Genomic DNA, 13209 nt, shown 5'->3' with positions numbered 1-13209 from the left:
GCCACACGCATGGCCCATCGCGGCTGGCGACTCTGTCGCCTGATAGCATCAGTTTCGGGGAATGATATGGCGATGTCCAGTAAGACTATCGCCACCTTGCAGCGGGTTCACAAGAACCAGCCAGAGCATCTCCAATTTTTCCGGGGTCATCGGAAATGACCTATTGTTTTCACGCATGTCTATATCCCAAGATCGGTTCCCACTTTTGGGAGACATGCTCTATTTCCTTCAGATCGCACTCACCCAGATGGCGAAAGTTGCAATAAACAGGCTTACCGAAATGAAAGACAGAACGTCGTGGACGAGATCGGTCATGTTGGAAACTCCTCTGTGTTCACGTATGTTTATTTTTTGTTCTATTTTTGTTCCAAAGTCAACACCCGTTCTAGCCCGCCATTCATTTTAGGGTTTACGAATAGTGAATATACAACCGCAGACGCTGGCTGCGTGAGCGGGGAACGAACGCGCCATATTCAGGCGGAGACGCACCTCGCCCTTCGAGACGCCACCTGTGGCGGCTCCTCAGGATGAGGTGCTGGGAGCGCTTCCAAGACCACCCCGAACGCCAAGACACTTGTACGGGAATATGGTCCTGCAAGCCTATACCGCCCGATCAAACGCACGTCAGAACAAATGGGTGGAGCAGAGGTCCTGTTCGAGCAAACCGGAACGCGCAGGCAGCGGAACCGCACCTCGCCCTTCGAGACGCCACCTGTGGCGGCTCCTCGGGATGAGGTGCTGCTGTGACCTGAAAGGCTTACAGATCGACGACCTTGCCGTCCTTCAGCGTGACGCGCCGGTCCATGCGGCGGGCGAGTTCGTGATTATGGGTCGCGATCAGAGCCGCAAGCCCCGACTGACGCACGAGAGCCTCAAGAGCTCCGAAGACGTAAGACGATGTCGTTGGATCGAGGTTGCCGGTCGGTTCATCCGCCAGAAGAACGAGCGGCGCGTTGGCAACGGCGCGGGCAATGGCGACGCGCTGTTGTTCACCGCCGGACAGTTCCGACGGGCGATGCGAAGCGCGCTTGCCGATCTTCATATATTCAAGAAGCTGCTGCGCACGCTCTGCTGCTGCCTTCCTGGACAGGCCGCGGATCATCTGCGGCATCATCACATTCTCCAGCGCGGAAAATTCCGGCAGAAGATGGTGGAACTGATAAACAAAACCGACGTCGTTGCGGCGCACGGCCGTGCGCTCATCATCGGACAATTTGCTGCAGGAACGCCCATCCAAGAAAACGTCTCCGTTGTCGGGACGCTCCAGCAGGCCTGCCGTGTGCAGCAATGTCGACTTGCCCGCGCCCGATGGCGCGACAAGCGCAACCATTTCGCCACGACGAAGTGTGAAATCGGCATCCTTCAGAATGACCAGTTCGCGGTCGGCTTCCTTATAGGCGCGGCCGACACGCTCCAGCCGCATGATGATTTCAGCCGCCATTTATTCGTACCTCAATGCTTCGACCGGATCGAGCTTGGCAGCGCGCCAGGCCGGGAAAATGGTGGCAATGAACGAAAGCACCAGAGCCATGACGATAACGGAAATCGTTTCGCCGGGGTCCATCTTCGCAGGCAACTGGCTCAGGAAGTAAAGTTCCGGATTGAAGAGCGTGGTTCCCGAGAGCCACGAGAAGAACTCCCGCAGGCGCTCGACATTGAGGCAGACGACAACGCCCAGAACAACACCGGCTATGGTGCCGGTGACGCCGATGGCAGCACCCGTCATCAGGAATATGCGCATTACGGCGCCACGGGTTGCGCCCATGGTTCGCAGGATTGCGATATCGTGCCCCTTGTCCTTCACCAGCATGATAAGGCCGGAAATGATGTTCAGCGCCGCCACGAGCACGATCAGCGTCAGGATCATGAACATGACATTGCGCTCGACTTCCAGCGCCGAGAAGAAAGTCTGATTGCGCTGGCGCCAGTCGACAAGCGAGAGCTGACGTCCCGCTGCCTCTTCCACCGGCGCGCGCATCGCATCCACCTTGTCGGGATTATCGACAAAGATTTCAAGCGATTGCACCTTGCCTTCCTGATTGAAGAAAAGCTGCGCCTCGGACAGCGGCATCATGACAATCGACGAGTCGTATTCCGACATGCCGATCTCGAAGATCGCGACAATCGGATAGGCCTTCACGCGCGGATTGACGCCGAACGGGGTCACATCGCCATCCGGCGAAATCACCCGTAGCGTATCGCCGATTGAAAGGCCGAGATTTTCGGCCATGCGGGTTCCGATGGCGACGCCGCCGCCCTGATCGAAGCCCTGAAGCGTGCCCTGGCGAATATTGCCTGAAACGAGCTTGAGCTTGTCGAGATCCTCTTCACGAAGACCGCGCACCAGTGCACCCGTTCCTGCGCCGATATTCCCCTGGACGAGCGCCTGCCCTTCCACCACGGGAATGGCGAACCTGATGCCGGAAATACCGTCGATCCGCTTGATGAGATCGGCATAATCATCCAGCGGACGATCAATCGGCTGCATGATGAGATGGCCATTGATGCCGAGAATTCGCGAAAGAAGCTCGGCACGGAAACCGTTCATCACCGCCATGACGATGATGAGGGTCGCCACGCCCAGCATGATGCCGGTAAACGAAAAACCGGCAATGACCGAGATAAAAGTCTCGCGGCGGCGCGCGCGCAGATATCGCCAAGCGATCATCCGTTCGAAAGCCGAGAATGGACCTGACTTCGGAGCCTTTTGAGCTGCCTTTGTCTGATCCCCGGATTTTGCTGCCGCCGCGCTGCTCATGCTTCTGCCGTCAACAGATTGATCGCAGCTTCAACGCTCAGGCTCTGGCGTTCACCGGTCTTGCGATCCTTGATTTCGACTTCACCGGCGGCAACGCCACGCGGGCCAACGATCACCTGCGTCGGCAGGCCGATCAGGTCCATCGTGGCGAACTTTGCACCCGGACGGTCATCCGTGTCGTCCAGCAGAGGATCGACGCCTGCATTGGTCAGCGCTTCGTAGATCTTCTCGCTTACAGCGTCGCAGCCTTCGTCGCCCGGCTTCATATTGACGATACCGGCACCGAACGGCGCGATGGCTTTCGGCCAGATGATGCCCGCATCGTCGTGGAAGGCTTCGATGGCAGCCGCGACGAGGCGCGACGGACCGATGCCGTAGGAACCCATGGAAACCAGATGTTCCTTGCCATCCGGGCCCTGCACTTTCGCGCCCATCGGTTCGGAATATTTCGTGCCGAAATGGAAGATGTGCCCCACTTCGATGCCACGGGCCGAGACCTGATCTTCCGGCTTCACCTTGGACCAGTCGGCTTCGTCGTGCATTTCGTCGGTTGCCGCATAAGGCGTCGTCCAGCGATTGACGATATCGGTCAGCTGCGCATCGTTGCGGAAATCGGTGTCCGCGCCCGGCACGGTCAGATCGAGATAGGCCTTGTCGCAGAAAACCTGGCTTTCGCCGGTTTCGGCCAGAATAATGAATTCGTGGCTGAGGTCGCCGCCAATCGGTCCCGTATCGGCGCGCATCGGGATGGCCTGCAGGCCAACACGTGCAAAAGTGCGCAGATAAGACACGAACATGCGGTAGTAAGCCATTTTCGCGCCCTCATAATCGAGGTCGAACGAATAGGCATCCTTCATCAGAAATTCGCGCGAACGCATGACGCCGAAACGCGGGCGCACTTCGTCGCGGAACTTCCACTGGATGTGGTAGAGATTGAGCGGCAGATCCTTGTAGGAGCGCACATAGGAGCGGAAAATGTCGGTGACCATTTCCTCATTGGTCGGACCAAAGAGCATATCGCGCTCCTGACGGTCCTGAATGCGCAGCATTTCCTTGCCATAGGCATCGTAGCGACCGCTTTCGCGCCACAGGTCTGCGGACTGGATGGTCGGCATCAGGATTTCATTGGCGCCCGCGCGGTTCTGCTCTTCACGAATGATATCGCAGACCTTGTTGAGAACCTTCAGACCGATCGGCAGCCAGGAATAGATGCCGGCCGACTGTTGACGGATCATGCCCGAGCGCAGCATCAGCCTGTGGGAGACGATTTCCGCCTCCTTGGGGTTTTCCTTCAGAATAGGCAAAAAATACCGCGACAGACGCATCGTAACCACCAATCAAGAGGGACTGCCTGAGTGCTTCAAGAATCAGGCAAAAATTAAGCATATTTGTCGGTTTCTTACCGGGTTATACACCGGTTGGAAACCCGCCTGAAAAAGCTTTCGCGATAGCGGATTTCCCCATCCACAACCATGATCGCCTGTCGAAAGAACCAGAGACGCGAAATGCGGCCTCCGGATTCACATTCAAATTCAATATATTACAGATATATCACTCTCATTCGGGAAAATTTGCGAAAGAAATATGACGCCATAGAAGATTTTTCGTGACAAAAGCTGTGCAGTTCGCTATTTTTTTCAGCATAAGAGCAACAACGGAATAAAACCGTTGGTTTCACGCGGTCAAAGTCTTGGGAGGATGGATCCAGGCGCGACTTTCGCAGCCGCCAGTCAAATGGAAACGGATCGAACGCGTATTTGATTAGCAAGGCGAAAGCCTTGCTTTTTTTTGAACTTGCAGAACCTCCATGCTTTCCGCAGTTTCCCTATTTTATAGCTTGCAATAACACATTGATTTTGTGGGATTTATCGCAACGCCCTCTGCGCATTCAAGTATTAAATTTCACTTAAGTATAAATCGATTTATATGAAGAACATTGCTCAGGGAGCGCTATCGCTGTCACAAATGACGCCGGGTTGTGCTGTGTCGTAAATTCAATACGTTACGCCAACAAGCTCGATATCTGACGCAACCCATGGTAGGCGCGTCCACTTTTCTTTATACAAAGAAAGGCTGCCTATAATTTAGGCAGCCTCAAAAATTCATGTCGGAACGTGAACGAATGCTCAGGTCAGATCCGGGAAGAAATGCGGGATATCATCGAGGCCGAAACCGCTGATCTGCGTCACATAATAATAGAGCAGGAAGATGAGTGTTGCGACGATGGTCGTCCGCAGAAAGGCACGACCGATGCGTGGTTTTGCCGGAGCGCTGGCCACCGTGCCCAAAGTCACTTCGTTTTCTTCAGCCTGGGTGCGCAAGCCAACCGGCAGCAGCGCGAACAGCGTCGTCCACCAGATGATGAAGTAAATCGCGATTCCTGAAACCAGAGACATGATTACACCTCTTCCAGTTCGATCAGTGTGCCGTTGAAATCCTTGGGATGCAGGAAAAGAACCGGCTTGCCATGGGCGCCGGTCTTCGGTTCGCCATCTCCAAGGATACGCGCACCCTCCGCCTTGAGGCGGTCGCGAGCGGCAATTATGTCCGCAACCTCATAGCACAGATGGTGCATCCCGCCGGAAGGATTCTTTTCCAGAAACGCCGCAATCGGCGACCCCTCACCCAACGGTTCCAGCAATTCGATCTTGGTGTTGCCGACATCGATGAAAACCACGGTTACGCCATGTTCAGGCAGTGCCTGCGGCTCGGTGACTTTCGCACCGAGTTTGCCGCGATAAAGCGCTGCCGCGGCATCGATATCCGGAACGGCAATCGCCACGTGGTTCAAGCGTTCGAGCATCAGCACCTCCCATGCCGGTCATTTTGCAATCCGTATGACTACCGTATCCTATTCACGAATACGGTCACTACCGGCTTTTTGCCCCATGCTTCATTTGCCGCAGCGCGAACGGCACGGCGCACGGACTCCCGGACAAGCTCGATATCCTTGCGGCGAACGCGCGGAATGCTGTCGATGGCCTCGATGGCTGCATCCAGCAGGATGTCTTCCAACAGATCGCCCTGTGCGTTTTCCTCCGGCACCCCGAAAGTCACAAGGTCGGGCTCATCGATGATCTTGTGTTCACGGTCCAGCAGCACCGAAACGGCGACATGACCGACATAAGCGAGCTTGCGACGCTCGACCATGCCGATTTCTTCCTCGTCACCGATCAGCTTGCCGTCCTTGTAAATCCGGCCAACCGGCGCTTCATCGATAATTTCGGCCTTGCCGGGTGCCAGACGCAGCATGTCGCCGTCACGCACCTGCGCGACCTGCTCGATGCCCTCCATCGCGCCAAGAGAACCTTGCGCGACCAGATGAGCGGCTTCGCCATGCACCGGCACCAGAATTTGCGGACGAACCCAGGAATACATGCGACGTAATTCGCTGCGCCGTGGATGGCCCGACACATGGACCAATGCATCCTCATCACCGATGATCTTGATACCACGATCAATCAGGCGGTTCTTGATGTCGAGAATGGATTTTTCATTGCCCGGGATGGCACGCGATGAATAAATGACCGTATCGCCCGCCGTCAGCGCGAGGCTGCGCATTTCGTCACGCGCCAGTTTGGCGAGTGCCGCGCGCGGTTCGCCCTGACTGCCGGTAAGGATCATCACCACGTTTTCGCGTGGAATATAGCCGTAATCCTCTTCGCTGAGATATTCCGGCAAGCCTTCCATATAGCCAAGTTCTGTGGCGACGGAGATGGCGCGCTTCATCGAACGCCCAACCACCAGCACCTGACGGCCAGCATCGCGTGCTGCTTCGGTAATCGACCGGATACGACCGACATTGGAAGAGAAAGTGGTGATGGCCACACGACCGCGCGCATTTTCAATCAACTCGCGCAGGCTCTCGCCCACCTGACGTTCCGAAGGAGACTCGCCCTCGCGCAAAGCATTGGTGGAATCGCAGATCAGCGCCAGAACGCCTGCATCACCGATAGCGCGGAAACGCGCCTCATCGATAACCGGTCCGAGCGATGGTTCCGGGTCCATCTTCCAGTCACCCGTATGCACGACCGTGCCGAGCGGTGTCGTAATAGCCAGCGAAACCGGCTCGGGAATGGAGTGGGTTACTGCGACAGCTTCGAGCTTGAAAGGCCCGACTTCGAATTTCTCGCCTGCCTTGTAGATCGTGATTGGAATTTCGGGCGCGCCATGTTCCGACTGTCGCTTGGCTTCAAGCAGACCGGCGGTGAATGGCGTCGCATAAACCGGAACCTTCAGGCGCGGCCACAGATCGAGCAAAGCACCGAAATGGTCTTCATGCGCATGGGTGATAACGATGCCGCGCAGATTGTGCTTTTCAGCCTCGAGATAGCGGATATCCGGCAGGATGAGATCCGCACCCGGCTGTTCAGGCCCCGCAAAGCTCACCCCCATATCCACGACAAGCCATTCACGGTTATCCGCAGGACCGAAGCCATACATGGCCAAATTCATGCCGATTTCGCCTACGCCGCCAAGCGGCAGAAAGACGAGTTCAGTAGTATTGGATCGGGCCATGAAATTTCCTCTGTGATTAATCCCGCCTTGCGGCATCAACTGGACCTAAAGTTGTCCTGTTGCAACCCTAGCAAGACAAAACAAAACAATTATTTGCGAATTGTAGCAGCAGTTCCGAAATAGACATCGCCAGCCGTTACCGCAACTCGCGAACCTTCGTCCTCGCGAATAACAAAACGGCATGCCTCATCGATTGTCTCAAAACGACCTTCGATGATACGGCCTTCAACCTGCATGGTTACATTCTGGCCAAGGCCATGCGCGCGCTGCAGCCAGCGCTTGCGAATATCGTCGAGACCGCGCCCTTCATTCCAGACGCGATAGTTGACCGACCAGGCATCCGACAAGGCTGCAAACAAAGTCTCGGCATCGCATTTGCTGCCGAGAGCCTGCAACGACGTTGCTGCATAAGGCAGATCATCGGGAAAGGCGACCACATTGGTCCCGATACCGATGGCAACGGCGAACAAATTCTTCGCCAGAATGGACGATTCAAGCAGGATGCCGCTGAGTTTCGCGCCATTGACCAGCACGTCATTCGGCCATTTCAGGCCGATTGTCGGCGGCACGGCAGGCCCTGTTGCAGCGAATACCGCATCAAGTGCATCGGCAAGCGACAAGCCGGCAACAAAACCAAGCGTCGCAGCCGTCTTCATTTCATAGGATTCAACAAGAAGCAGCGTGGAGGCAAGATTGCCTTCCGGCGTAGACCAGGCACGGCCCCGTCTTCCGCGACCGCTTTCCTGTTTCTTCGTAACAAGCCAGAGCTTGCCCGGATCACCGCTGGCTGCCCGTTCCAGAGCAACCGCATTGGTGGAACCTACCGTCTCGAAAGTTTCGAGACGGTAGCCCTCATTTGCCGCAACAGGCGAAAGCGCAAAACTCATTTATGCTTCCGCCTTTTGCTCTCTCATTATATTCCTACGCATGTCTTCATCCCAAAACCGGTTCCCACTTTTGGGAGACATGCTTTAGAAAAACGTCTTGGCTGCGGCTTCGGCAAATCCGCCGATCGGACCAGCAAGGAAGACGTAGAAGAGCACGAAGGCACCCGTTACGCCGAGAACGAGACGAAGCTCGCCTGCGACCGGAACGAAACCACCCGTCGGCTCATCGAACCACATGATCTTGATCATGCGCAGGTAATAGAACGCGCCCACGACCGAAGCCACGATACCGATGATGGCAAGCGGATAGAGGCCTGCTTCAACGGCGGCAAGGAAGGTGTACCACTTGCCGAAGAAACCGGCGAGCGGCGGGATGCCGGCGAGCGAGAACAGGAAGATGGTCATGATCGTTGCCAGCACCGGATTGGTGCGGGACAGACCGGCCAGATCCTCAATGCTCTCCACATTGCCATCCTTGGTGCGCATTGCGAGAATGAACGCGAAGGTGCCGAGCGTCATGGCAAGGTAGATTGCCATGTAGATCATCACGCCCTTCACGCCGATCACCGTTCCGGCGGCCAGACCAACGAGCGCATAGCCCATATGGCTGATCGAGGAATAAGCCATCAGGCGCTTGATGTTACGCTGGCCGATGGCGGCAAACGCACCGAGGACCATCGAGGCAAGCGCGATGAAAATCACGACCTGCTGCCAGTCATGGGTGACCGGAGCAAAGGCTTCGGAGACGACGCGGATGATGAGCGCCATGGCAGCCATCTTCGGGGCGGCGGCAAAAAATGCCGTTACCGGGGTCGGCGCGCCTTCATAGACGTCCGGCGTCCACATGTGGAACGGAACGGCAGAAATCTTGAATGCCAGACCGGCCAGAATGAAGACGAGACCGAACACCAGACCGAGTTCACGCTGACCGCCGGAGACGGCCTGGGCGATTTCGGTAAAGCCGATGTGGCCGGTGTAACCGTAGACGAGCGAAATGCCGTAAAGCAGCATGCCCGAGGAAAGCGAACCGAGAACGAAGTATTTCAGACCAGCTTCCGTCGAACGGACGCTATCGCGGTTGAATGCTGCCAGAACGTAGAGCGCCAGCGATTGCAGTTCGAGACCGAGATAGAGCGACAGCATGTTGGATGCTGAAACCATCAGCAACATGCCGAGCGTGGAAATCACGATCAGGACCGGGAACTCGAACTTGTCGAACTTCTCCGCCTTGGCGAAGCCGACCGACATGATCAGCGTCACGATGGAGCCGATCAGCGTCAGCACCTTCATGAAGCGGCTGAAGCTGTCATTGACGATGGCACCGCCGAATGCGGCGCCGTTCGTTGGGAAAAGGACCACCAGAGCCAGCGCTGCAATAAGCACCGCGACGGATAATCCGTTGACGAGCGTGGTCGCCCGTTCGCCGGAGAACACGCCAATCATGAGCAGTGCCAAGGCGCCTACAGCAAGGAGAACCTCCGGTGCTGCAAGGGTCAGATGAGCTATCAGATCAGTCTGCATGACCTACGCCTTTATTTCTTACTGTGCCAGCACGGCGCTCGCGGTGCCCGCGAGTGCTGCGTCGTAATGTTGGACCAGGGCGTTCACGGCACCGGCGGTCACGTCGAAGACCGGGGTCGGATACACACCGAAGAAGATGGTGAGCGCCACAAGCGGGTAGAGAATGATCTTCTCACGCGGGCTCAAGTCGAGGAGCGCCTTCAGGCTTTCCTTCGTCAATGCGCCGAAGACTACCTGACGGTAGAGCCAGAGCGCATAAGCCGCCGAGAGGATGACACCCGTGGTTGCGAACAGTGCCACCCAGGTATTGACCCGGAACACACCGAACAGCGTCAGGAATTCACCGATGAAGCCCGAAGTACCCGGCAGGCCCACATTCGCCATCGTGAAGATGAGGAAGGCCACCGCATATTTCGGCATGTTGTTCACCAGACCGCCGAACGCCGCAATTTCACGGGTATGCATGCGATCATAGATCACGCCGACGCAGAGGAAGAGCGCGCCCGACACGATACCGTGCGACAGCATCTGGAAGATGGCGCCCTGAATGCCCTGCTCGTTCGCGGCAAAGATACCCATGGTCACATAGGCCATGTGGGCAACCGACGAATAGGCGATCAGCTTCTTGATGTCTTCCTGAACCAGAGCGACCAGGGACGTGTAGATGATGGCTATGACCGACAGCGTGAAGATCAGCGGAGCGAAATCGGCGGACGCCAGCGGGAACATCGGCAGCGAGAAGCGCAGGAAGCCGTAACCGCCGAGCTTCAGCAGGATACCCGCCAGAATGACCGAGCCTGCCGTCGGCGCTTCAACGTGCGCATCCGGCAACCAGGTATGGACCGGCCACATCGGCATCTTCACGGCAAAGGACGCGAAGAAGGCGAGCCATAACCATGTCTGCATCCCGGCAGGGAAGCTGTACTTCTGCAGTTCCACGATGTTCATCGTGCCAGCCTGCCAGTACATGGCCATGATGGCGATAAGCATCAGAACCGAGCCCAGAAGCGTGTAGAGGAAGAACTTCAAGCTCGCATAGACGCGACGCTTGCCGCCCCACACGCCAATGATGATGAACATCGGGATAAGGCTTGCTTCGAAGAACACGTAGAACAGGAACAGGTCGAGCGCGCAGAACACGCCGATCATCAGCGTTTCCAGAATGAGGAACGCGATCATGTATTCCTTGACGCGCTTTTCCACCGATATCCAGCTTGCGAGAATGCAGAAGGGCATGAGGAAAGCCGACAGCACCACGAACAGGACGGAGATACCGTCCACGCCCATGTGGTAGCTGATGCCGCCACCCATCCAGTCGATCTGTTCGACCATCTGGAAGCCGGGGTTCGAATTATCGAACCCTGCCCAGATGACGAGCGACAGGATGAAGACGAATATCGTCGTCAGCAGCGCGACATTGCGGATATTGCGACGCGAAGCCTCGCTGTCGTCCTTGATCAGAAGGATCAGTAACGCGCCGACAAGCGGCAGAAACGTGACCGTTGAGAGAATTGGCCAGTCGGTCATCAGAAAGAGCTCCCGAGCATCATCCAAGTGACGAGCGCGGCGACGCCGATCAGCATCGCGAATGCGTAGTGATAAAGGTATCCGGACTGCATCTTGACGACGCGGTTGGTGACATCGAGCACGCGAGCCGAGATGCCATCCGGGCCGAAGCCGTCAATAAGCCAGCCGTCGCCACCCTTCCAGAACAAGCGGCCAAGCCAGCGAGCCGGACGTACGAAGAGGAAATCGTACAGTTCGTCGAAGTACCACTTGTTGAGAAGGAACTGGTAGAGGCCACGATGACGGGCAGCCAGCGCCTTCGGCGTTTCCGGCGAGCGGATGTAGAAGATCCAGGCGACGATGAAGCCGAGAACCATCGAGATGAACGGCGACAGCTTAACCCACAGAGGAACATGGTGGTATTCCTCAAGGATCTGGTTGGCAGCCGAAGTGAACAGCGCGCCCTTCCAGAATTCGGCATATTCGTGACCGAAGAAGAGTTCCTTGAACACGACACCGGCAAAGAGTGCACCGACGCCGAGGATCAGCAGCGGAACGAACATGACGGCTGGCGATTCATGGACATGATGCATGACTTCCGCCGAAGCGCGCGGTTTGCCGTGGAAGGTCATGAAAATCAGACGCCATGAATAGAAGCTTGTGAAGAGCGCTGCAACGATGAGAAGCGTCGAAGCGTAGCCGCTGGCAGCACTGTGCGAAGCGAAGACGGATTCGATGATCGCATCCTTGGAGAAGAAACCGGCGGTACCGATGATCGTGCCCGGAATACCGAGGCCCGTAATGGCAACCGTACCGATGACCATCATCCAGTAGGTGATGGGGATCAGCTTGCGCAGGCCGCCCATGCGACGCATGTCCTGCTCTTCCGAAACGGCATGGATAACCGAACCGGCGCAAAGGAACAAAAGCGCCTTGAAGAAAGCGTGCGTGAACAGGTGGAACACGGCGGCGCCATAGGCACCTACACCGAGCGCTGCGAACATATAGCCGAGCTGCGAACAGGTCGAATAGGCGATCACGCGCTTGATGTCGTTCTGCACGAGAGCGACCGTTGCCGCAAAGAAGGCAGTGGTGGCGCCAATGATGGTCACGACCAGAAGTGCGGTCTGCGACAGTTCAAAGATCGGCGACATGCGGGCGACCATGAACACGCCCGCGGTAACCATGGTAGCGGCGTGAATGAGAGCCGAAACCGGGGTCGGGCCTTCCATGGCGTCCGGAAGCCAGGTGTGCAGCAGGAACTGCGCCGACTTGCCCATCGCGCCCATGAAGAGCAGCAGACAGGTGATCGTGATCGCGCCCTGCTTGTCGAGCTGATAGCCGAGGAAGTTCAGAACGACCTGATTGGCATCGGCAGCACCTTCAGCCGGCAGATAATTGGCTGCGGCAGCGAAGATCGTGTTGTAGTCGACCGACTGGAACAGCGCGAACACGCCGAAGATGCCGAGCAGGAAGCCGAAGTCGCCGACGCGGTTGACGACGAACGCCTTCATGGCGGCGGCATTGGCCGAAGGCTTCTGGAACCAGAAACCGATCAGGAGGTACGAAGCCAGACCCACGCCTTCCCAGCCGAAGAACATCTGGACCAGATTGTCCGACGTGACCAGCATGAGCATGGCGAAAGTGAAGAGCGACAGATAGGCGAAGAAGCGCGGACGATGCGGATCGTGGTGCATATATCCAATGGAATAGATATGCACGAGAGCCGACACCGAGTTCACCACGACCAGCATGACGCCGGTGAGCGTATCGACGCGCAGCGACCAGTCAAAGGAAAGCGCGCCCGACGTCACCCAGTGAAGAACCGGGATGCGGACGGTTTCTGCATCGTGGCCGAGCGGAATCTGGAAGAAGACGACCCACGACAGGATCGCGACAATGACCATGAAACCGGAAGTGATGTATTCGCTCGCCTTGGCTCCGATCTGATTGCCGAAAAGACCGGCAATCAGGAAGCCGAGAAGCGGAAGGAAGACGATCGCGTAATAGAGCATTTGC

10 protein-coding genes are annotated in these 13209 nt (G+C 56.8%); all 10 read right to left on the bottom strand.

All coding sequences use genetic code 11. The features are described 5' to 3' along the window. Positions 1–757: 757 nt before the first annotated feature. Positions 758–1441, bottom strand: coding sequence for an ABC transporter ATP-binding protein (locus tag LJ361_RS04625; RefSeq protein WP_010661189.1), 684 nt, complete (start codon positions 1439–1441; stop codon positions 758–760). Further along, positions 1442–2758 (bottom strand): lipoprotein-releasing ABC transporter permease subunit, encoded by a 1317-nt coding sequence (locus tag LJ361_RS04620; protein ID WP_151616348.1) that lies wholly within the window; start codon positions 2756–2758, stop codon positions 1442–1444. Then, positions 2755–4083: a proline--tRNA ligase gene (proS, locus tag LJ361_RS04615; RefSeq protein WP_043062174.1), complete on the bottom strand. Its 1329-nt coding sequence runs from the start codon at positions 4081–4083 to the stop codon at positions 2755–2757. The genes LJ361_RS04620 and proS overlap by 4 nt, the downstream gene beginning before the upstream one ends. Positions 4084–4884: 801 nt before the next feature. Next, the gene (locus tag LJ361_RS04610) at positions 4885–5154 is read right to left on the bottom strand and encodes a DUF1467 family protein (RefSeq protein WP_012092254.1); all 270 of its coding nucleotides are present in this window, start codon (positions 5152–5154) and stop codon (positions 4885–4887) included. A gap of 2 nt (positions 5155–5156) precedes the next feature. After that, a complete protein-coding gene (gene mce / locus LJ361_RS04605; RefSeq protein WP_006471802.1) occupies positions 5157–5561 on the bottom strand; it encodes a methylmalonyl-CoA epimerase in 405 nt (134 codons plus the stop codon). Positions 5562–5599: 38 nt separating this feature from the next. After that, entirely contained in the window at positions 5600–7276 is a 1677-nt protein-coding gene (locus tag LJ361_RS04600; RefSeq protein ID WP_010661185.1) for a ribonuclease J, read from the bottom strand. Between the two features lie 89 nt (positions 7277–7365). Next, the gene (locus LJ361_RS04595; RefSeq protein WP_036586852.1) at positions 7366–8163 is read right to left on the bottom strand and encodes a biotin--[acetyl-CoA-carboxylase] ligase; all 798 of its coding nucleotides are present in this window, start codon (positions 8161–8163) and stop codon (positions 7366–7368) included. An 84-nt stretch (positions 8164–8247) separates the two neighbouring features. Continuing rightward, on the bottom strand, positions 8248–9684 hold the full coding sequence (nuoN, locus tag LJ361_RS04590; RefSeq protein ID WP_010661183.1) for an NADH-quinone oxidoreductase subunit NuoN: 1437 nt from the start codon (positions 9682–9684) through the stop codon (positions 8248–8250). Positions 9685–9702: 18 nt separating this feature from the next. Next, positions 9703–11211, bottom strand: a complete 1509-nt coding sequence (locus LJ361_RS04585; RefSeq protein WP_010661182.1) for an NADH-quinone oxidoreductase subunit M — start codon at positions 11209–11211, stop codon at positions 9703–9705. Then, positions 11211–13205: an NADH-quinone oxidoreductase subunit L gene (nuoL, locus tag LJ361_RS04580; RefSeq protein WP_012092258.1), complete on the bottom strand. Its 1995-nt coding sequence runs from the start codon at positions 13203–13205 to the stop codon at positions 11211–11213. The genes LJ361_RS04585 and nuoL overlap by 1 nt, the downstream gene beginning before the upstream one ends. Positions 13206–13209: the final 4 nt, after the last annotated feature.

Source organism: Brucella sp. JSBI001, from assembly GCF_026014005.1.
In the GTDB taxonomy this organism is placed as follows: Bacteria; Pseudomonadota; Alphaproteobacteria; order Rhizobiales; family Rhizobiaceae; genus Brucella; species Brucella anthropi.
This window is presented reverse-complemented; position numbering and strand designations above follow the sequence as displayed.

What these genes read in the sequence shown, in the direction of transcription:
- LJ361_RS04625 (WP_010661189.1), bottom strand. Translation starts at nt 1,441, where the DNA reads ATGGCGGCTGAAATCATCATGCGGCTGGAGCGTGTCGGCCGCGCCTAT.
- LJ361_RS04620 (WP_151616348.1), bottom strand. Translation starts at nt 2,758, where the DNA reads ATGAGCAGCGCGGCGGCAGCAAAATCCGGGGATCAGACAAAGGCAGCT.
- proS (WP_043062174.1), bottom strand. Translation starts at nt 4,083, where the DNA reads ATGCGTCTGTCGCGGTATTTTTTGCCTATTCTGAAGGAAAACCCCAAG.
- LJ361_RS04610 (WP_012092254.1), bottom strand. Translation starts at nt 5,154, where the DNA reads ATGTCTCTGGTTTCAGGAATCGCGATTTACTTCATCATCTGGTGGACG.
- mce (WP_006471802.1), bottom strand. Translation starts at nt 5,561, where the DNA reads ATGCTCGAACGCTTGAACCACGTGGCGATTGCCGTTCCGGATATCGAT.
- LJ361_RS04600 (WP_010661185.1), bottom strand. Translation starts at nt 7,276, where the DNA reads ATGGCCCGATCCAATACTACTGAACTCGTCTTTCTGCCGCTTGGCGGC.
- LJ361_RS04595 (WP_036586852.1), bottom strand. Translation starts at nt 8,163, where the DNA reads ATGAGTTTTGCGCTTTCGCCTGTTGCGGCAAATGAGGGCTACCGTCTC.
- nuoN (WP_010661183.1), bottom strand. Translation starts at nt 9,684, where the DNA reads ATGCAGACTGATCTGATAGCTCATCTGACCCTTGCAGCACCGGAGGTT.
- LJ361_RS04585 (WP_010661182.1), bottom strand. Translation starts at nt 11,211, where the DNA reads ATGACCGACTGGCCAATTCTCTCAACGGTCACGTTTCTGCCGCTTGTC.
- nuoL (WP_012092258.1), bottom strand. Translation starts at nt 13,205, where the DNA reads ATGCTCTATTACGCGATCGTCTTCCTTCCGCTTCTCGGCTTCCTGATT.